Source organism: Sedimenticola sp., assembly GCF_050289425.1.
GTDB lineage: Bacteria > Pseudomonadota > Gammaproteobacteria > Chromatiales > Chromatiaceae > Sedimenticola.
Genome location: NZ_JBNKFS010000002.1, coordinates 70,577 through 92,144 on the forward strand (window position 1 = coordinate 70,577; position 21,568 = coordinate 92,144).

Annotated in this window: 12 protein-coding genes and 2 tRNA genes; 4 read left to right on the forward strand and 10 right to left on the reverse strand. The window is 55.6% G+C overall.

Annotation, left to right across the window (positions count from 1 at the left end; translation table 11 throughout):
• Nucleotides 1-300: 300 nt before the first annotated feature.
• The 5 genes from ACQY5R_RS01610 to ACQY5R_RS01630 form a co-directional block, all read right to left on the reverse strand.
• Nucleotides 301-1,161 carry an HDOD domain-containing protein gene (locus ACQY5R_RS01610; protein WP_428603709.1) on the reverse strand — a complete coding sequence of 287 codons (861 nt, stop codon included), beginning with the start codon at nt 1,159-1,161 and terminating at the stop codon, nt 301-303.
• A 693-nt stretch (nt 1,162-1,854) separates the two neighbouring features.
• Nucleotides 1,855-1,931: transfer RNA gene (locus tag ACQY5R_RS01615), tRNA-Arg, on the reverse strand.
• 509 nt (nt 1,932-2,440) lie between these two features.
• Nucleotides 2,441-3,385 (reverse strand): hypothetical protein, encoded by a 945-nt coding sequence (locus ACQY5R_RS01620; protein WP_428603711.1) that lies wholly within the window; start codon nt 3,383-3,385, stop codon nt 2,441-2,443.
• Nucleotides 3,386-3,490: 105 nt separating this feature from the next.
• On the reverse strand, nt 3,491-5,197 hold the full coding sequence (locus tag ACQY5R_RS01625) for an ABC transporter ATP-binding protein (protein WP_428603713.1): 1,707 nt from the start codon (nt 5,195-5,197) through the stop codon (nt 3,491-3,493).
• A 13-nt stretch (nt 5,198-5,210) separates the two neighbouring features.
• The gene (locus ACQY5R_RS01630; protein WP_428603715.1) at nt 5,211-6,371 is read right to left on the reverse strand and encodes a hypothetical protein; all 1,161 of its coding nucleotides are present in this window, start codon (nt 6,369-6,371) and stop codon (nt 5,211-5,213) included.
• A 226-nt stretch (nt 6,372-6,597) separates the two neighbouring features.
• On the opposite strand from ACQY5R_RS01630, the gene ACQY5R_RS01635 reads away from it, so the two are divergent.
• Together ACQY5R_RS01635 and ACQY5R_RS01640 are read left to right on the forward strand one after the other, a co-directional pair.
• Nucleotides 6,598-8,028: a sensor histidine kinase gene (locus ACQY5R_RS01635; protein ID WP_428603717.1), complete on the forward strand. Its 1,431-nt coding sequence runs from the start codon at nt 6,598-6,600 to the stop codon at nt 8,026-8,028.
• On the forward strand, nt 8,018-8,668 hold the full coding sequence (locus tag ACQY5R_RS01640) for a LuxR C-terminal-related transcriptional regulator (protein ID WP_428603719.1): 651 nt from the start codon (nt 8,018-8,020) through the stop codon (nt 8,666-8,668). The genes ACQY5R_RS01635 and ACQY5R_RS01640 overlap by 11 nt, the downstream gene beginning before the upstream one ends.
• 435 nt (nt 8,669-9,103) lie before the next feature.
• On the opposite strand, the gene ACQY5R_RS01645 is transcribed toward ACQY5R_RS01640, so the two are convergent.
• From ACQY5R_RS01645 to alaS, 4 genes are all read right to left on the reverse strand, one after another.
• Nucleotides 9,104-9,194: transfer RNA gene (locus ACQY5R_RS01645), tRNA-Ser, on the reverse strand.
• Nucleotides 9,195-9,494: 300 nt separating this feature from the next.
• The gene (gene csrA / locus ACQY5R_RS01650) at nt 9,495-9,689 is read right to left on the reverse strand and encodes a carbon storage regulator CsrA (protein ID WP_428603721.1); all 195 of its coding nucleotides are present in this window, start codon (nt 9,687-9,689) and stop codon (nt 9,495-9,497) included.
• A gap of 252 nt (nt 9,690-9,941) precedes the next feature.
• Nucleotides 9,942-11,174 carry an aspartate kinase gene (locus tag ACQY5R_RS01655; RefSeq protein ID WP_428603723.1) on the reverse strand — a complete coding sequence of 411 codons (1,233 nt, stop codon included), beginning with the start codon at nt 11,172-11,174 and terminating at the stop codon, nt 9,942-9,944.
• Nucleotides 11,175-11,310: 136 nt separating this feature from the next.
• The gene (gene alaS / locus ACQY5R_RS01660) at nt 11,311-13,968 is read right to left on the reverse strand and encodes an alanine--tRNA ligase (protein WP_428603725.1); all 2,658 of its coding nucleotides are present in this window, start codon (nt 13,966-13,968) and stop codon (nt 11,311-11,313) included.
• Nucleotides 13,969-14,186: 218 nt separating this feature from the next.
• On the opposite strand from alaS, the gene ACQY5R_RS01665 reads away from it, so the two are divergent.
• Both ACQY5R_RS01665 and ACQY5R_RS01670 read left to right on the forward strand, forming a co-directional pair.
• Nucleotides 14,187-14,705, forward strand: a complete 519-nt coding sequence (locus tag ACQY5R_RS01665) for an FKBP-type peptidyl-prolyl cis-trans isomerase (RefSeq protein WP_428603727.1) — start codon at nt 14,187-14,189, stop codon at nt 14,703-14,705.
• A 245-nt stretch (nt 14,706-14,950) separates the two neighbouring features.
• Nucleotides 14,951-16,507, forward strand: coding sequence for an HD domain-containing phosphohydrolase (locus ACQY5R_RS01670; RefSeq protein WP_428603729.1), 1,557 nt, complete (start codon nt 14,951-14,953; stop codon nt 16,505-16,507).
• On the opposite strand, the gene ACQY5R_RS01675 is transcribed toward ACQY5R_RS01670, so the two are convergent.
• Nucleotides 16,431-21,335, reverse strand: coding sequence for a PAS domain S-box protein (locus ACQY5R_RS01675; protein ID WP_428603731.1), 4,905 nt, complete (start codon nt 21,333-21,335; stop codon nt 16,431-16,433). The two genes, ACQY5R_RS01670 and ACQY5R_RS01675, sit on opposite strands and share 77 nt — an antisense overlap.
• Nucleotides 21,336-21,568: the final 233 nt, after the last annotated feature.

Sequence of the window (21,568 nt, forward strand, 5' to 3'; positions counted from 1 at the left end):
GGAACCTGTGGCCGTTTAAGTGTCGGTTTAAACTGATTTCTTAGCGGGAAATCACCTCACACCACCCGGTCCACAGGCACACATACGGCGAACTAGGCGCCATGCCTGCAGATAGACCGGTTTGTTGGTGAGTGTCGCGTACATGGGCTAAGTGTCTCTGTTGTACAGGAGCGATGTCAACAGGTAATTTGGTAAGGAAATTGCCGCAGCCTATTTAGGGCAAAAAGCACCTTTTTCAAATACACGCTTTGCGATCGGGCTAAACGCTGAAAACCCAGATTGCCCCGCAGGCCAATCAAGTCAGTTGAACACAGAACGAATCTCACCTTCGTAACTATCCACTTCATCGATCAAGTCTGCGAATTTTTCATTGATCCTGGCGATCACCTCATCATCGTAGGTGTTATCCATGTATTGCCACTCAAAACTCCCACCCGCCAATAAATTTGATACGTAAATAATATCGGGAAGATTGCGCGGCACGGACGGTACCGCACGCGGTTCGTCATGTTCCCGCACGGCTTCCGTAATGGCCTCGGGCAGGCCCAGTGCATTAAGCAGGGTATAGCCGATATGTTCATGCCATTGGGTAATCAGGTACTTCACCGTATCCGGGCGACTACGCAACTCTTCATACTGTGAAGCACGATAGAGCATATAGAAGCCTCCAATATCGTGAACAATACCGGCCAACATCGCCTCATCCGGGTTGATGCTCGTGTAGTGTTTGCTGATAACGTAAGCAAAACTGGCGGTGCGCAGGGAATGCTCCCAAAGCCGCTGGGAAAAGTCGGCAAACACAGACATGGATTTGGCACTGCGTATCTGGCTCGTGGCGATCGCCAAAGCGGTACTGCGCACCAAGTTGATACCGAGCCTCATTACCGCCGTTTTCACATCATTTACCGGTACACCGCTGACGTTATAGGCAACTGAATTGGCCAGTACGACAAGGCGTGAGGCGATCAGCGGTTCGGTACTTAAAATGCTGGTAACCTGCTCAAGCGACCAGTCGGGGTCATTGAGCGCTTCCCTTAGTCGGATAACCACATCGAAGCTGGTTGGAAAATTAATCTCCCCTGAGAGCTCTTCAGCGATATCCTGCAACATTTGAAAGCGCTGGTTTTTTAACGCCTCGCCTTTTTTATCATCTACTTCCATATCTTTTCCATACAACTGAATGGCGGCAGTTTATCTTCAAGCTGCCTGATCTTCGAGAAATAATGATCGACTCATCTAACCATACATCTGATTGTCGGTTTCTGTCGGATACGTCGACATGCATCCATCTTAACGCTCTTGGTTTTGCGCTGGGATCCATGGACAAATAATAGGCGCCTATCATCAGATCAACTACCTATTTCATCCTTTTTTACACGATTTCAGACTAAACGCATCCGGCAGCAAACCATGATTTTAATACGCATTCCGTTTTAAGCGGACGGAACTAGAATCGTTTTCGTTGTCTATCTGTACCTTCTATAGGTTCCGGAATACCACAAGCTTGAAGCCCGGGGATTCGAACCCGCTGCGATATACATGGAGAGACTGATTCGCACCATCCGTGGGTCTCACCCTTCGGGCGGTGCTTCGCACCGTCCAAAAACAGCATCCTGCCGTTTTATCCAACCTCGGGAGGTTTTCACCCAACACAAACGCTATAACCGAAAAGGCCCACCTGACGGTGAGCCTCTTCGGTTTATATGGCACGCCTGAAGGATGACTCGCGCTACGCGCTCGTTCTGCGGCCCTACGGGACTTGTCGAACCAAACTTTTGAAGTCGGAGGTTCGAACCCTCTTTTCGATAACGCATAAACAAAAAGCCCACCCTTTGGGTGAGCTTCTTGTTTATATGGCGCGCCCGGAAGGATTCGAACCTCCGACCACCTGGTTCGTAGCCAGGTACTCTATCCAGCTGAGCTACGGGCGCTTAACTTTGGAGCGCGAATTCTGAAGATTTATGGCGCTTTTGTCAACTGATTAGCCGACTTAATAATGGCGTAGAGCGAGATGCGCTCCCCAGCGCTCGCTGTAACTATACGCCTCGTGACGGAACCTGCCGCTTGAATCGGCAGTTCGTATTATGGGCTGAACGTCTGTCCACAGTTACCTAATTTTTCCTGAAACTTAGCTATATAATTCATAGAGTTATAGATTTATAGATCTTAATCCCGTTTCCACATTCCCAGACCACGTGATCGCGCAATCACGCATACCCTCTTCGGATTAAATAAGCTTGCTAAATAAAATCGACGGGATAAATAATTAATTCTTATTCACATACCCAATATCCCTGTGTGCGACAGAAACAGTAGGTTATGGGTAATTACAAGGCAACAGGAGGGTTTCAGCTGCCCGCTGCCCCGCCCCCTCGAGGCCCTCCTTGGCTTTCATGGATTGCCCGGTGATGGTTTGGCTGAACTCGGGAGCATTGGCCATCTATCCATTTTGAAAAATCACAAAGGGAGAAGTGGAGTCCGCTGCAGACTGTTGTGGCAGGTCGATGTCGTTACCCTTGAACTGACCAAAGAGAAATTCAAATACGCGCTGCCCCATCTCGCCATGCTGCATGCATTCGTGAAAGGAATGGCCACACCCCTCCAGTTGTTGAAACTCAAAGCGGGTGTTAAAGCCCCGGCTCTCTGCGGCGGCACGCATTGTCTCTATCCACCGATAGCCGCGTTCCAGACGGCTCCTGCCTTGTTGCGCATCGATACGCCTGGCTCTGTTAAGGGCCTCATCCCGGTAGATATCCCGTGCGCCGACAAATACTGCCATCGGGACCTGCAAGAAATGTTCGGGGCATAACTCACTGATCCAGGGCACTCTTGATGTGGCAATCCCTCGCGGAAAGCGTCGCTGATCATCGGGGAAGGTATACCATCCCGGAGCCCCCATGGTGACAGCCTGTATCTTCTGCGGATAGGCCATGGCGTAGCGGTGGACAAACTGCCCGCCACCCGAGTGGCCGAACAGGAACAACCGATCGGTTCGCGCACCCGTCAGCATACCCACCTCTTCCACCAGGGCGTGCACGGCCTCATCAGGGCGACTGCAAACGGCACCACGCCTGACGCCCAATCGTTGATAGGCAGGGAACTGCGACGCCGTGAACCGGGGTGCCGCAAGTACCACACCATAGCGTTCGGCAAGGGTGGCAAACTGGCGCACCTGGCTTTTTGCATTGCAGGAGATGCCGTGTACCGCCACCATCAAGGGCGCACCCTCACCACAGCTGGCGGGCACATAAAGGTAGTAGCCCAGCCTGGGGAGGCTACCCAATTGATGTCGGGTTATGACGCCCGTCATGTGGGTATGATCGATCTCGGGCGGCATGGCCGCACAGAGTGGTTCGCTGGAGATGGCCATTGGTGTCTTCGACATGTTCAGTTGTCCTCGTGGTTCTTGGACATGGCACTTGGGATCAAGGAGCGATCGCGGTCCATGGATGGTTATCTGTTATCACTATGCCGGATATTGTGTATCGGATCAGGCGACACTCTTCAATTTTCTCTGGAACAGCTGATGGGTGGGGCCGGGACGCATCAAAAGGCTATCGGGTGAGCCGGCCTCCAGTAGTGCGCCGCCAGCCAGATGCCAGATGATATCCGCTTTCAAGACCAGTTCGAGGCGGTGGCTAATCAGCAGCACCGTCCCCTGAAACTCCTGCAACACGCTGTCGAGCAAGGCGCAGGAACCGGCATCCAGATTTGCATCGACCTCATCCAGCAGCAGAATTTTAGGATTTCCAAGCAGCGCACGCGCCAGGGCGATGCGTTGGCGTTGGCCCAGTGAAAGATTAATCCCCCCTTCACCCACGCGGGTTCGCATCCCCTCCGGGAGCCCGGCGGCAAGTGCATCCACGCCGCAACGCACACAGACACGTTGTACCTCGTGGCTGGGCGCATCGCGCCAGCGGTAGCGGACATTGCTCTCGATACTGCCACGCAGTAGCGGCAGGTCAGGACTCACCATGCCGATGTGCCAATGGATAGACGACAGGCTGTAATCTCCCAGATCACCACCATCGACCAGCACCGCGCCGGAATCGGGCAGGTGCATACGGCTTATCAGGTTGAACAGGGTTGACTTGCCCGCCCCGTTGTCCCCCACGACGGCCACCATCGAGCCCCCCGGGGCGCTGGCCTCCAGGTTATCGAACACACCATCGAGCCGGATCGAACAAAGGCTGATGCCACCGCTGGTAACCGGTAGCGCCGGTGCTCCGGGTAACGCATCCATCTGTGGTTCAATGGCCATAAATGATGCTATTTTTTTCCGGGCAACCTGATAGCCATACCAATACTCATGCACCCGACCAAGATCGCGCAGGGCCGGCGTCAGCATGCCCAATATCGCCAGCGCCGCAACCACCGAACCTGCACTGGTTTGACCCTGGTTGACGACCACCGCACCCATTATCAATACCAGGGCCAGGGCTATCCCATTGGTCGCCTCGGTTAACCCCCGAAGATAGCCGATAACCCGGGCGCGAATGAGCATGGCCTGACGCAGCTTTCGGCTTTGTCGCGCTAGTCGACGGCGTTCACGACGCTGCTGACCGAACGCCTGCACCACGGACATGGCGGCGATCTTCTCATTGATATTCGCGGCCAGCGCGGCACGCCGCCGGCGCGATTCGGAAACCGCGGCCCGCATAGCGCGCCCGGTAAGCAGCGCGGCGCCGGCACCGCATAGCAGCACCAGTGCCACGGAGATAGCCAGCGGAGTGCTGACCCAGGCCAACGCAGCAAGCGCGAAGCAGGCGACGATAGCGGCCACACTCAGGCGTGCCAGGCCGAGACTGACCCACTGGCGTAAAGCGGTGAGATCACCGATAAATCGCAATAGGTGACCACCCCGACTGCGCTGCTGCAGGGTGCGCGGAGAGAGACTACTCAGATGATCAAACAGTGCCAGCCGAACCCGATAAGTATAATCCTGGCCGAGCTGCTCAGCAGCGACCCGTTCACGTACCCGCAGTGCGGCCGCGGCAAGAGCCAGGGCAATCAGGGAGGCCGCGATTGCCGCGTCCCACCATGACGGCAGCAGCAATCCACCATTGATCCATTGATCAAATACCCTGCGTATCAACAGTGCGGTCGCAACAGCGACGCCGGCCTGGGCAAAACCGTTGCTGATCAGTTTAAGCAGCAACCAGCGGCGTCGACCGGCGATGATTCTGGGGATAGCCATCGCATCTACCTCCTCAGGCGCTGACACGGCTGGCAGGTAACGCCTGGCTGACCGACAGGATGCGTCCGAGCTCGTCACCGGCAACCGCCGCTTCAGGGTTAGGTAGCCAGCTGGCATTGGCCAACTCGGCGGCACTCACCACCGGTATCTCCAGGACCTGGGCGGCTTCACGTGAGGCCAGCGGCGAAGCGGTGATAATGCCGCTGACTGCGGCTGCCTCCAGGCCCAACTGCTTGAGGTGATCGACACCCGCCTTCGCACCGAGGGCATCCGTGGCCGCAAACAGGAGGCAGTCTACCCCTTCTCTAAACACCCGGGAGGCGAGCAGGGCGGCGGTTTCCCGCTGAAACAACCCATCGGCCACCTCCAGTATCACTACCTCCGCACCCTGGGCCGCCAGTTGGCGGTTAAGCTGGATGAAAATGTCCTCCAGCTGGGCCAACGGCAGACCAAAGGTCGAGGGCACACCGGCATCCGTGAAGTCCAATACCGGATCTGCTCCAACATCCACCACCGCCCAGCGGTCGCCGCCAGCCCCGGTTCCCGACACCTTGGCGGTCCCGATCCGCCGGCCCGTGGCCTTAAATCCGCGTACCAGGCTGGCGACGGTGGTGGTTTTCCCGGCATTCATCGAGGTGCCCACCACTGCAACGGTAAAGGGATGGCCGGTGACTGCGGGTATCCTCGGTAACGCCGCACCCTGCATATTGATCCGCTGGCCCTGGCTATCCGCCAGCAGACCCAGGGGATGAATCGCGGTGGGTGGTTTCATTCGTTTATGGCGGTTTTCACAGCGGGATGCCACGCCGCCGGCGGCGACCAGGTGACATGGCCCCAGGTCGTCAGGCAGGTAAGACTCAAACTGATCCGGTGCATAGCGGGCGCCATAACAGACGATCACTTCATCCCCTTTATACAAGAGGGCACGACGGCCATTGGCCAGCTCGATACGGGTATGCTGACCGATACCTTCGATACGGGCCAATACCAGGTCGCCGGCCTGGGGACGAATATCCCCCTGCAACAGGTGCGTGGCACGTGTCAGATCCACCCGACGCGTATTATAGGCGGCCTTGGCCTGGCCCAGGTGGCCCCGATCGAGGGTGACGGGCGTTGACTTTTCTCGAGTGGATGCGATCGGGTGAATTTCACTGACGATGTTACTGAGATTCATGTTGGCTCTCCCTGCTCGGCTGCCGAGGTGTTGATAGGCATCATTGGGTGTGTCTATCATTCCAATAAAGGGAGGCTGGCACTACGGACCAACGATGGAAATTAGCCCCTGACTCATGGCGTGTCTGAGGTCAGACTTAATGACCATAACGCTTCGGACCTTGGTCCGATGAACGGCCTGTATCGCTGTGTCAGAATGGATGCCAAACCTGGGCTGGTAACCGAGCATGAAACGACGATTAAGGGCACTCAAGGGCCGTATGAGCCTGGCGCAACTGTTTGCAGCCGTCAGTTTCTCGGTCATAGTTACCGGTACCGTGGTCATCGGCTGGTGGGTTAGCGAAGAGATCAAGCAAGGGGTCATACAAAACACCGCGGTAACCACCGCACTGTATATGAACAGCTTTGTAGCCCCCGAGGTCCAGGAACTGGCCCATCAACAGGATCTTTCTGCGGAGTCGCGGGCCGTTCTGGACTATCTGCATCGGGAGACCCCGCTGGGCCAGCAGATTGTATCGTTCAAGATCTGGGGACCCGGTGGCCGGATCGTCTATAGCAGTCGCTCATCGATATTTGGCAAGGTCTTTCCCGAAACACCAAACCTGAAACGGGCCTGGCAGGGAATGGTCACCTCGGAGTTGTCGGATCTGGTGGATGAGGAAGATGCCCTGGAGCGCGATTTCGGCAGTCGCCTGCTGGAACTCTATAGCCCGGTTCGGGAAAAAGGCAGTGACCGTATTATCGCAGTCGCCGAATTCTACAAATCGGCCAAACTGTTCGAGACTCAACTGTTCAATGCCCAGGTCTCCAGTTGGCTGGTGGTGAGTGGTGTCTCATTTGTGATGTTTCTCCTGCTGTTCGGTATTGTCAGGCGGGGCAGCCAGACGATCGACACCCAACAGCGGGAGTTGCATTCACAGGTACAGGAGTTATCCGGCCTGCTGGCCCAGAACCGGCAATTGCATGAGCGGGTCCAACGCGCCTCCAACCGGGCCACCGAGGTCAACGAACGTTTCTTACGACGTGTGAGTGCCGAACTGCATGATGGACCTGCTCAATCCATCGGCTTCGCCCTGCTACGTCTGGATGCGGTCCTGGACGAGACGGGTAATCACTCATCGGCTGAAACCCTGGCTGCGACAAATACTCAGGATCCCACCATCATTCGTGGTGCGCTTAACGATGCGTTACAGGAGATTCGTAACCTCTCGGCAGGGTTGGCCTTGCCGGAGCTGGGTCAGCTAAGCCTGGAGCAGACTCTGGAGCGGGTGACGCGGGCTCATCGACGACGTACCGGCACCGAGGTCGAATTGACCCTGGAAAAAACCCCGGGGCGGCTGCGCCTACCGCTAAAAATCGCTACCTACCGCTTCGTCCAGGAGTCCCTGAACAATGCCTATCACCATGGCGAAGGCAAAGAGCAACGGGTTCGGGTAACCTGTGATAACCAGCATCTGGTCATCGCGGTATCCGATCACGGGCCTGGTTTCGATACCGCCCAGCTCAATCTGTTGACTGAGCGCCTGGGGCTGGCGGGCATGCGCGAACGGATTGAAAGCATGGGTGGCCGTTTCAGTATAATCAGCACGCCCGGACAAGGAACTCTGGTAATGGCAAGCCTGCCCCTTGGCATCATGGAGACGGAAGATGTCCAATAATATTCGTGTGGTACTGGTTGATGATCATCCCCTGTTGCTCGAAGGGGTCGCCGCCACCTTGACTGCGGAAACCGACTTCGAGGTGGTTGGCAAAGGCTGCAATGCAGACGAGGCACTGAGTCTGGCCCTGGATCTGTTACCTGACCTGATCTTGCTGGATGTCAGCATGGAGGGTGGCGGTATTCGCGCCGCCCGGGCGATCGCATCGGCCTGCCCGATTGTGAAAATCATCATGCTGACCGTGTCCGAGGATGAGGATGATGTGTTGGCCGCACTGAAGGCCGGTGCACGGGGATATATCCTCAAGGGGGTCAGCGGTCCGGAACTGGTGCAAATCGTACGTGCCATCTACACCGGACAGGCCTATGTCACTCCAGCCCTGGCGGCGAGTCTGCTGGGTGAGTGGCGCCCAAGCGACAACGCGGAGCAGTCCCCGTCCGATCCACTCTCCGAGCTGACACCAAGGGAGCGCGGCATCCTCGAACTGGTTTCAACCGGCAAGAGTAATAAGGAGGTGGCCCAGGAACTCTTCCTCAGTGAAAAAACCATTAAACACTACATGACCAATATCCTGCAGAAGTTGCAGGTACGAAACCGGGTTGAGGCGGCCTTACTTGCCCGGCAGGCGACCGAATCCTGAATATGCCGGGAGGTGTTGCGCACGGCTGTTCGGCGGGTAATGGCTATCTCAAACGGCCGTTGCGCCTGTTGGCGGGTTTAACTTCAGATCTGTTGAGGGGCGGAAATGGGGGTGAAATATCCCTATAGCACATCGATTCTTCAGGGATTTTATTGTTGGCAGAGAGCGAGGGATGAGCTCCCTGCGGTCGCTTTGCTTCGCGCTCGAACCCACTGTTTTAATCGAGGGTTCGAATCGTGGGCTAATTAACTACCCACGGTTATGAACTTCTGCTGTCATTCAAAATAATGGCGGAGAGCGAGGGATGAGCTCCCTGCGGTCGCTTTGCTACGCGCTTCGCGCTCCGCGATCGAACCTTCCATATGAATCGAGGGTTCGAATCGTGGACTAATCAACTGTCCACGGTCACTGATCTTCTGATGTCGTTCAGAATAATGGCGGAGAGCGAGGGATTCGAACCCTCGATACGCTATTAACGTATACGCCCTTAGCAGGGGCGCGCCTTCAGCCACTCGGCCAGCTCTCCTAAATCGGTTCACACGTTTAATGGTCCTGCGGACCATCAGGGGCGCGCGTGATTCGGTGCTTCGCACCTCACCCCTTCGGGGCCGTCCTGATACACAGAATCACTCGGGTTATACCCTGCCCCTCAAAAGAGGCGGTATTCTAACCCATTTTTTTTCGTATTGCTTCTATGAATTTCACTTAAAAATGGCTTTTGATCGGCCCTTTTTTAAGTCACACCCGCGCCTGATGACAACATCATCAATGTGTTAGCGAAGTCGAGTGCAACGGGGCCTGAACGGCCCCGCATGGGCGGTACGATTTACTCGTCAACCATTTCCTGGTCAGTCTGCTGCTCACGTTTAATGCGCTCATAAATCTCTTCACGATGCACCGTTACATCACGTGGAGCATTGACACCGATTCGAACCTGATTACCTTTGACACCCAGTACCGTCACCGTTACTTCGTCACCGATCATCAGAGTCTCACCTACGCGGCGTGTCAAGATCAACATCGTCCAATCTCCCTGTTTCAATTTCCAACTGTGACGCTCCGTACACCAACCTTGTGAGGATCTCCGTCCTCCGGAAAGTGAGTAGGAACATCGCCAACCAAGCACTTACCCCACAGGAGATGTGGCGAAAGAGCGATGGGATTCTACCAGCTAACCCATTGAGAAATAAAGGGAATTAAAGGTCTATTCCGCGATACAGTATAGACCCTCACTGCTGGCTGACGGAGTTGACACATCCGCCATAATTAAACTCTAGCCTATCTTGGTCGGTTCTGCTGCCAGATCAAACGCCTCGTGCAGCGCTCGCACACCCAGCTCCAGGTATTTCTCATCGACCACCACTGAGATTTTGATTTCAGAGGTAGAGATCATGCGGATATTGATCCCTTCCTTGGACAAGGCGGCAAACATGGAGCTGGCGATACCGGCATGGGAGCGCATACCCACACCGACCAGGGAGATCTTGACGATACTGTTATCACCGATCACCTCACGTGCATTGAGATTCTTGGCAACGTCATTCAAAATCGCCACGGCTTTATCGTAGTCGTTGCGATGCACCGTAAAGGTAAAGTCGGTGGTTTCGTCCTGGCCGATATTCTGAATGATCATATCCACTTCGATATTGGCATCGGAGATAGGACCCAAAATCTGGTAAGCAACGCCCGGCTGGTCCGGTACGCCCAGAATGGTCAGTTTAGCTTCATCGCGGTTGAACGCGATACCTGAAATTTTTGCGTCTTCCATACCTTTGTCCTCAAAGGTGATCAGGGTTCCCTCGCCCTCTTCGAAACTCGAGAGTACGCGCAGGGGTACATTGTATTTACCGGCAAATTCAACCGCCCGGATCTGCAGCACCTTGGATCCGAGACTGGCCATCTCCAGCATCTCTTCGAATGAAATTCTGCTCATGCGGCGCGCCTTCGGCTCCACCCGCGGGTCGGTGGTGTAGACACCGTCCACGTCGGTAAAGATCTGACACTCGTCGGCCTTCAATGCCGCCGCCAACGCTACCGCCGTAGTATCCGAGCCACCGCGCCCCAGGGTAGTAATGCTGCCCTGTTCGTCGATGCCCTGAAATCCAGCCACCACCACTACGCAACCGGCATCCAGGTCGGCCTTTACCTTGATATCATCGATATCCTGGATACGCGCCTTACTGTAGGCGCTATCGGTAAGGATATGCACCTGGCCGCCGGTGTAGGATTTCGCCGGACAGCCTATCTTGTGCAAGGCCATGGAGAGCAGCGCGATGGTCACCTGCTCACCGGTCGATACCAGCACATCCATTTCGCGGTTGGAGGGGTGCTCTTCGATCGCCTTCGCCAGGGCGATCAATCGGTTGGTCTCGCCGGACATAGCGGAAACCACTACCACGACCTGGTCGCCATGATTTCTTGCCGCCGCGACCTTCTCGGCTACAGCCTGTATTCTTTCGATGCTGCCGACCGATGTGCCACCGTATTTCTGTACGATAAGGGCCATTGATTCTGCTACTCGCTTTCAGTTACATACACGGCCCGGCCAAAAACCGGGCATCCAAAGGGCGCACATTAAACAACAAAATATAGGAGGTTTCCACGATTTCATCCGCGAAACCGCACTTATCCCTGGGGGGCGGCTATTGACCCAGCGCTGCGCGCACCCACCCCTCGACCGACGCCAATGCGCCGGGCAGTGCAGCCGGATCGCTGCCGCCGGCTTGCGCCATATCGGGCCGCCCACCGCCTTTGCCACCCACCTGTTCAGCGACGAACTTGACCAGATCTCCCGCCTTCAAGGTCGGAATCTGGTCCTTGGTCACACCCGCAACCAGGCTTACCTTTTCACCACTGACCGCCGCCAGCAATATGACGGCACTGCCCAGCTTGTTTTTCAGCTGATCCAGCGTGTCACGCAGTGATTTGGGGTCGACGCCATCCAGTTTGGCAGCCAATACTTTGACACCCGCCACCTCTACCGCGCTGCTGGCCAAGTCACTGCCGGCGGCACTGGCCAGCTTACTCTTTAACTGTTCCAGCTCCTTTTCCAGGCGCCGGCTACGCTCCACCAGTTGCGTCACCTTATCCGCTACATCATCACGCCCGGACTTCACCAGATCGGCTATCCGTTGCAACCTATTCTCATCCTCTTCCACCCACTGAAGGGCAGCCGCCCCGGTCACGGCCTCGATACGCCGTACGCCGGAGGCGATACCGGTTTCCGAAATAATCTTGAACAGCCCGATATCTCCCACCGCCTTAACGTGGGTACCGCCGCACAGCTCGGTGGAGAAATCCCCCATGCGCAATACCCGCACGTTGTCACCATACTTTTCGCCAAACAACGCCATGGCACCGCTCGCCTTGGCATCTTCCAGCGACATGATGCGGGTCTGCACCATATGATTTTCGCGGATCTGCTCATTGACCATGTGCTCGATCTCCTTGAGCTGGTCACGGTTAACCGGCTCAAAGTGAGAAAAATCGAAACGCAGCCGTTCGGCATTGACCAATGAACCTTTTTGCTGGACGTGGTCGCCCAATACCCGCTGTAGTGCGGCATGCATCAAATGGGTAGCAGAGTGGTTGAGTGCGGTGGCAGCGCGTTTGTAGCCATCCACCTTGGCCAGCACCTCGCTGCCAACCTGGAGTGAGTCACCTTCAAAATGGCCACGGTGAACGAACACGTCACCGCCCTGTTTCTGGGTATCGGCGACAACGAATCGAGTGGCTCCGCACTCCAATACGCCGACATCGCCGACCTGTCCACCTGACTCGGCATAAAAGGGTGTGCGATCCAACACGATCAATCCCTCTTCACCATCGCCCATGGTATCCACCGACTGTCCGTTCTGGAACAGCGCGATGATGGTCGCCTTGCACTCCAGCTTGTCGTAACCGGTAAACTCGGTGGCCCCATCAAGATTGATATCCACCTGCTGGGCACTGCCGAACTGACTGGCGGCACGCGCCCGCTCCCGCTGCGCCTCCATCGCCTGCTCAAAACCGGCCATATCCAGGGACAGATCCCGCTCACGGGCAATGTCGGCGGTCAGGTCGGTTGGAAAACCGTAGGTATCATAGAGCTTGAACACCGTCTCGCCCGGGATCTCCTTGCCGCTCAACGAGGCGATGGTGTGATCCAGGATCTTCATCCCCTGCTCCAGGGTTTCGGCAAAGCGCTCCTCTTCCAGGCGCAAGACCCGCTCCACCTGGTCGGCCGCCTTGGGCAACTCAGGATAGGCGGCGCCCATCTCTTGACTCAGTGGCGCTACCAGCTTGTAGAAGAAGGGATCTTTCATACCCAGCATGTAACCGTGGCGAATGGCGCGGCGGATAATCCGGCGCAGCACATAGCCGCGTCCCTCATTCGCGGGCAGCACCCCATCCACGATCAGGAAGGCGCAGGAACGGATATGATCGGCAATGACGTTCAAGGATGAACTAAGCTCGCGGGAGGCAGGGATGCCGGGAGCGACCACCCGCAGGGATTTCTCCTCCAGGTTGCTGCATCCGGTCACATTGGCAGCGGCCTGGATCAGGTGCTGGAACAGATCGATCTCGTAATTGCTGTGCACATGCTGTAGCACAGCCGCCAGACGCTCCAGTCCCATGCCGGTATCCACCGAGGGACGGGGCAGTGGGGTCATCTCGCCTGACTGGTCACGATTAAACTGCATGAACACCAGGTTCCAGATTTCGATATAGCGGTCGCCATCCTCTTCCGGCGAGCCGGGAGGTCCACCCCATATCTCGGGACCGTGATCATAAAAGATCTCGGAACAGGGGCCGCAGGGACCGGTATCACCCATCGACCAGAAGTTGTCCTTGGCGCCACAACGGGAGAAACGGGTCGGGTCAACATTCATCTCCTTCAGCCAGATATCCTCCGCCTCCTGATCCTCTTCAAACACCGTTACCCAGAGTTTCTCTTCCGGCAAGCCCAGCACTTCGGTGAGAAATTCCCAGGCGTACTGGATCGCTTCACGCTTGAAATAGTCGCCAAAACTGAAGTTGCCCAGCATCTCAAAGAAGGTGTGATGACGAGCGGTGTAACCGACATTTTCCAGGTCGTTATGCTTGCCGCCTGCGCGCACACAACGCTGGGAAGTGGTGGCGCGCACATAGTCGCGCTTTTCCCGCCCCAGGAAGGTGTCCTTAAACTGCACCATACCGGCGTTGGTAAACAGCAGCGTGGGATCGTTATGGGGCACCAGCGAACTGCTGGGAACCTCGGTATGTCCCTTTTCAATAAAGAAATTCAGAAAGGCGGTGCGTAATTCGGCGCTGGTCTTCATACAGGCTAGACTTTGTGATTGAACGAAATGGTGGATATTAGGCAGATCGGCTGGCGTTGTCACCTGCAATTCTACGGAAATCGGTCAGTGAGAACAAATGAACCCACCGGAAAGATAGACGCCATCAAGAAGCCGCTTCCCTGAAAACGGACCTACTTGGCCATCCGGCCAATCCGCCGTAAGATGTCCGGCCCATCCAGCAGCCCCGGTATCAGAAAATGCAGATCAGCAACGACAAGGTAGTGACCATCGAATACACCATGACCGACCCGTTGGGCAATCTGCTGGATACTTCGGACAACGGTGATACTGTCTCTTTCATCCAGGGGCGCGGCGCGATCTTTCCGGCGCTGGAAACAGCCCTGGAAGGCAAATCGATCGGCGAACGCCTGCAGATCACCCTCACCCCGGAGCAGGCCTACGGCGCCACAGACGAACGCCTGATCAAGGTCATTCCCCGGGACAAATTCCGCATGGAGGGGGAAATCAGCGTCGGCAGCCAATTCAAGACCCAGCGTGACAACACTGAGGTGATCGTGACCGTGGTCAAGGTGGATGAAGAAAATGTGGTGGTGGATGCCAACCCGCCACTAGCCGGCGTCACCATTCAGATGGACGTGGTGATCGTCGAAGTGCGCGACGCCATCGAGGAAGAACTGGCCAGCGGCCAGGTCCAGGATATGGACGAGATCTATGCTAAGGAACAGAAGAAAAGCGTCGCCGTGGAGCTAAAGTAGCCATCCAAGCAGGATGCACGGCAGATTCCACCTACCGGTGCCGCTTCCTACATCACTATATAGGCAGGCTGCCAGTTCGTTCGCTGCTCCTTTTGCCTGTGTTCAGGCCGAACCGCTCTCACACCGATTACAGAGCCGGTGAAATTGGCCGATACCTTTTCCGGTCACTATAAGTACAGCAAGGATTCGAAAGGAGTAAGAGGCATGTACACAGGCCAACAGCACATCTCGGGTGAACAGGACTCATGAAACGGGCAATTCGCCGTACGCTTCTCCATTACCTACTCGGTATGGTTTTACTCGCCATCTACGGCGTGCAGGTCTGCCCCTTTCTCGACTCCCTGAACCCGGCACAACTCTTGATCCCTATCCTGGTAGTATTTACCGGACTGTTCCTGATCCGCCTGACGAATCAGACACGTATCGATACCACCACATTGAAGCGGCGGGTAAAGCGGCAATTCACGACGGATTTGACCCTATTTGCCTCCGGCGGAGCGCTGCTCGCCCTGTTCAACACTGTGACCTTCGATTTTCCTCTGCTAAGCGGCATCAAGGTATTAGCGGGTATGCTGATTCTCGGTTTCATGATCGCCTGTGAGCTGGCCCTGGATCAGGAGTACCGCCTGGCGCAAACCATTGCGGTAACCGGCGAGCAGATCGCACCCGACAGCAATCCCTATCCCCTATCGAAGAAATTCAGCGGTTTTGCCATCGTCTGCGCCTTGTCGGTGATCGGCGTGGTGTTTCTGGTCATCAATAAGGACCTGGAGTGGCTGCAAGGCCCCGGCGCGGATATCCCGCATCAGCTGTCACAACGCTATATTCTGCTTGAGATCAGCTTTGTGGTGACGGTCATGATGGGTTACGTGCTGGCCATCATCCTTGGGTATTCGCGCAACCTGCGTTACTTTCTCAACAATCAGAGCCGCACCCTACTGCAGGTAACCGGCGGCGCCCTGGATACCCAAGTGCCGGTCACCAGCAATGACGAGTTCGGACTGATCGCCGCGCGCACCAATCAGATGATCAAAGGACTGGCGCAACGTACGGCGGAGCTGCACTTGACCCGGGATGTCAGCATCCTTGGACTGGCCTCTCTGGCGGAAACCCGGGACAACGAGACCGGTGCACATATCCTGCGCACCCAGCACTATGTCCGGTTACTGGCGGAACAGCTGCAAACAACGGCAGGATTCGAGATACTGCAAAACGCTGAAACCATTGAACTGCTATTCAAATCCGCGCCCCTTCACGATGTGGGTAAAGTCGGCATTCCGGACCATATCCTGCTGAAGCCGGGCAAACTGACCGAGGAAGAGTTTGCCATTATGAAGCGCCATGCCCAGATCGGGGCCGATGCGCTGGCGGTGGCGGCCGATCAGTTGGGCAGTAACTCATTTCTACGATTCGCACGGGAAATCAGCCTCACCCACCACGAAAAGTGGGACGGCACCGGTTATCCCAATGGATTAAAAGCGCAAGAGATTCCCGTTTCCGGCCGTTTAATGGCACTGGCCGATGTGTATGACGCACTACGGTCAAGACGGGTATACAAACCGCCCTTCAACCATAACGAGGCAAAGACCATTCTGCTTGAGGGTAAAGGTCGTCATTTTGACCCGGATGTGGTCGATGCGTTCATCGCCCGGGAGGCGGACTTCATCGAGATCGCCCATCGATATCAGGATCGGAGAGCGCCAGCCGCCATCACGACTGCCGCCGCTACGACGAGGCTTGCATCAACCTCTTGCGATGGCGCAGATAAGCTTCAAAATCATCCGCCGGAATCGGTGGGCTGAACAGATAACCCTGCCCCAGACCACACCCTTCGCGGCGCAAAAATGCCAGTTGCTCTTTAGTCTCTATGCCTTCCGCGATGACATCCAGTTGCAAGTTCGCAGCCAATGCAATAATGGCGCGGGCGATGGCTTCATCATTGGGGTCTTGGGGAATATCGCGCACGAACGACTTATCAATCTTCAGGTTATTGATCGGCAACTGCTTCAGGTAGGAGAGCGATGAATAGCCGGTACCAAAATCGTCGATAGAGAGCGTGACGCCCAGCGTCCGGAGTTCACTCAGCACTTCGATCGCCTTCTCCGCTTCATCCATGATAAAGCTTTCGGTAATTTCCAGTTCCAGGAATTCGGCGGCGATACCGGAATGCGCCAATGCCTGCTTCACCGTTTTGATCAAGTCACCACGCTGCAACTGCTGCACCGACAGATTAACCGCCACAGTACCGGTCTCCAACCCGGCATCCTGCCACTGTTTGATCTGGCAGCAGGCAGTATTCAGTACCCAGGCACCGATGGATACGATTAAACCGGTATCTTCGGCCAAGGGAATGAAGCTGTCGGGCGGCATCAGGCCCATTTCCGGATGCACCCAGCGAACCAGCGCCTCTGAACCGATCAAACTATCGTCCACCAATGAGAGTTTGGGTTGATAGTAGATCACGAACTGATTCAGATTGAGCGCCTGCCTGAGACTGTTTTCAAGCAACACCCGCTTCACTGCGGAAGAGGTCATCTCTTCCACATAATATTGGAACCCGTTGCGCCCCATAGCTTTGGCCTGGTACATCGCCGTATCCGCGTTGCGCAACAGGGTGGCGGTATTGTCTCCATCGCTCGGAAAAATACTGATGCCGATACTGGCCGTCACATGCAGGCTACGGCTTTCAATTTCAAAGGGGGTTACGAAGCATTGCGTTAATTTATCCGCAATATTGCCAGCCTTCTGGGGATTCGCCAGTTGCTCAAGCAATACGGTAAATTCATCGCCACCCAAACGTGCGACGGTATCCTCATCGCGCAACTGCTGTTTGATCCGCCTGGCAACCTGTTGCAATAGGGTATCACCCACCGGATGTCCCAGGCTGTCATTGATATTCTTAAACAGATCCAGGTCGATAAACAGCACCGCGATATAGCTGCCATCCCGCCGCGCCCGTTCCAGAGCATGGTCCAAACGCGCGGTAAATAATAGCCGATTGGGTAACTCCGTCAGCGGATCATGGTGAGCCAGGTATTCCAGTTGATTCTCCGATTCCTTGATATCGCTGATATCGGAAAACACCGCAACATAATTAGTCAACTCCCCCTGCTCATTCCTGACTGTACTGATGGTTTCCCACTCCGGAAAGATCTCACCGTTTTTCCGGCGATTCCAGATTTCACCGCGCCAATAACCCACCTCGTTGACGGACTCCCACATCTCCTTATAGAAGGCGTCATCGTGACGCCCCGAGTTGAGAATGCCGGGTGTTCTGCCGCTCACCTCCTCCTCGGTATAGCCGGTAATTTCTGTAAATGCCGTGTTAACCGCTGTGATAAGACCATTCCGGTCGGTGATGATGACTCCCTCACGGGTACTTTCAAAAACCGTTGCCGAGAGGCGCAATCGCTCTTCCGATGAGAGCCGCTCGGATATATCCCTGATCAGAGACTGGATGCCTCCGTCAGGCAGCGACCGGGCGCTCACTTCAACCGGTACGACTCTACCGTCCCGGCTCTGCATTCGGCACTGGATCAACATTGATCCTCTCCGGTGTATATCGTTGTACTGCTGCAGATATTTGGCACGCTCCGAAGGCTCAATAAAATCAATCAGAGAACGATTTAACAATCTGTCTACGCGCTGGCCCAACATAACCTGTGCAGACCGGTTACAATCGGTAATAACGCCCCGCTCATCCGTGACGATCAGGCCATCGGCCGCCTGCTCGATCAGCGCGCGATAGCGACTTTCACTCTCTTTCAGCGCTTTCTGGGTCTGCATACGTTCGGTAATATCCATGCGCAGGATCAGTGTGCCCCGCTCCTTGGTGGCAAACTCAAGCACCTCTATCCAGCGATTGTCTTTTACCCGAAGTACGAAAGGCCTGTGCTGTTTATGCAGGCGTTCCCGCTTCTCCAGCCAGGCGTCCATACCTAGTCCTTCGGTGTCGACCAGGCCTACCTTTACCAGGGATATGTTGAGTTCCCTGAAAGTGATACCCGGCTGCAAAATTGGGCTAATCTCTCGCACCGCCCGTCGATAAGCACTATTGCAAAGGATCATCCGGTCATCCTTGTCAAATAGAATCACGCCGCCCGGAACACTCTCCATGGCGTCATGTAGCCGGTCCTGCAGACGGCGCTCAGCCGTTTTTGATTCGACTTCCTCGGTCAGATTGCGGCCGATTCCGCGATAACCGAGAAACTCCCCCTCCGCACCAAACAACGGCTTTCCGCTGATACGTATATAAGCTTGCGTACCATCCGGCTTTTCAACGACATACTCAAAGTCACGGAACGGCTGATGTTGCTCAATCAATTGCAGATGCGCATCCCACTGTTCCTTATCGTACTCTTTCACCAGCAGATCCTGCCGGGTTTTGCCCAATAAGCTATCCACGGAGACACCCAGCGTCTCCGTGATGCGCTCGGAGAAATAGCTGAATTTCAGGTCCGGTCCCATCTCCCAGAACCAGTCAGATGCGATTTCCGCAAAATCCTGGACGCGTTTTCGTTCATCACGTATCCGCTTTTCCGTCTGCTGTCGTTCCAGTTCAGCGGAAATTCGCGTGGCGAAGATACGCAAAATCGATTCTACGTAACGCGGTTTATCAATCGGCGTCCGGAACAACACCACCAGCAATCCCTGGCTCAAACCGTGGGAGTCGACCAATGGTGCACCGGCATACCCCTGCGCCCGGCGCATGACCAAGCCGGGATCATCTGGAAACAGCTCGACCACGTGCTCGGGATAGATGCAATAGTGATCGGATAACACATCGGCACAGGGCGTACCCGCCAGCCGATAACTGAAGTTTTCCACCACTTGGTCCGCACTAAAAACGGCAAGAGTTTCGACCCGGTCAGTCTCGTGCTGATCAACCAGTCCGATAAACGCGAAGCAGCCGCCGAGTGCCGGGGTAAGATGTGCCAACAGCGAATGATAAAAACCTTCACCTGTGACCGTTGAAACGCCCTTGGCAATCTCCAGTACCGCATCCTGCTGTTGGCGTTTTTCAGTAACGTCCTGAATCAAAGCCAGTACGCGAGGTGTCTCCTCTTCCGATGGCAACACCGATGTGGAGATACTGATTACCCGATGCGCCCCATCCGCCCGGATAATTTCCCACTCCTCTCCTCGCAGATCATCACCCTGACGCATCCGCTCCAGCCGCTGCGCAACCCTGGCCTGTATCTCGGGGTCCGGGTAGAGCAATTGATAACACCCGTTCTGATTAATCTGCTGGCGGGTATAACCGGTGATCTCGGCCATACGGGAGTTCCACAGCGTGAACTGCATATAGGGTGCATCGGCAATCGGGTGACAGACACACAGGCCTTCCGCCGCCTTTTCAATCACCGCATGCCGAAACGCGGCTTCTTTCAGCCGATCCTGCTCAATGGCCTTTACCCCTGTCAGGTCCGTGCCGACCCCCCTGTAACCGCGAAACACCCCCTCTTTGTCAATCCTTGCCCGCCCCTGAAGACGGATGATGCGCTCCTCCCCGTCCGGACGTCGCCAGTTCAATTCGATTGAAATAACCGGTTCATGGGCTTCCAGACGATCCAGGTGATCGCGCCACGGCTCGTCGATATGTGACTGGTCACTGTGGGCCTCCTTGCGGGTTTTGCCTATCAAATCCTCCGGCTGCATCCCCAACACTTCGTACACCCGGCCTGAAAGATAGCTAAAGCGCAGGTCCGGCCCCATCTCCCAAAACCAGTCCGCCGCCGACTCAGCGAAATCGCGAAATCGCTCCTCGCTATGACGCAGCGCCTCTTCCAGCATGAAGTGCTTGGTGATATCCATCACCGTTACCAGAAGCGGTGCCTGTTTGTCAGCCGACACCTGTACCCGCAACTGTGCCCTAAAGGTCTGCCCGTTACTGCGCAGCAAGGGCAACTCCATCTCAATCAACTGCCGCCCCTGGATAAACTCGATCAGTCCCTGGGTGAAGGGCGCATAAGACTCACCGGTCAACAGATGGGTAAATGGACCCAGCAACGCCGACTCGCCATCGGCATCGAACATCTGTATGGCCGCCGTGTTGGCCCGAGAAATGACAATATGACCCGCCGCAGCGGATACCAGCTCGGGGTGTCGTTTAAAAAGTTGTTCGGGATGCCTGATGTCCTGCGAATCAAGGGTGCCGATCCATTGCAACAACTTGGCGACATCCTGCTCCAGGATACCCACACCCGCCGAATTGAAGATGCGCCGATACAACTCTTCGCTAACCTGGGCAGCCTGCTCAAGTAGCTTGCGTTCAGTGATATCGATCAGTAGGTTGACACTACCGGCCAGGACTCCCTGCTCATGTAACGGAGACGAAATAAACAGCGCCCACAAAGCCGTTTTGTCTTTGCAGCGGAAACGTAATTCGCACTCTCCCTTATGCCCTTTCTGACTACGCGCCAAGCAGAGATCGATCTTGGAACGAGAAGTACTATCGATATAATCGAGCAGACGCCTGCCCGCCATCTCCTGTTGGCTGTAGCCAAGCATGTCCGCGACATGCTGATTCACGAACAGGGTCTTGCCCTCGCCATCCAGAAACCAGACCCCGTCCAGGGTTGTCTCGATAATATCCCTATACTGTTCTAGTGTCAGGGAAGGCAGATGCAAACCACAATCCTCGATTGGTCTGGTTCAGGATCAACCAGGTGTCTGTTGGCGTTTTTCGTATCAGGTTTTGGCAAGCCGATCCGTTAAGCTTGTTTTTTGGCGACGCACCACCCGTCCCCAATCATCCCTTCCAAGCTTAAGGTAATCACCCAATTGAGTATAGTTATTAGAGCGGATAACGGTGTTACCCGGTTTAGCAAGCGTCAACGGAGAATAGGAGAGTCGCCGATACA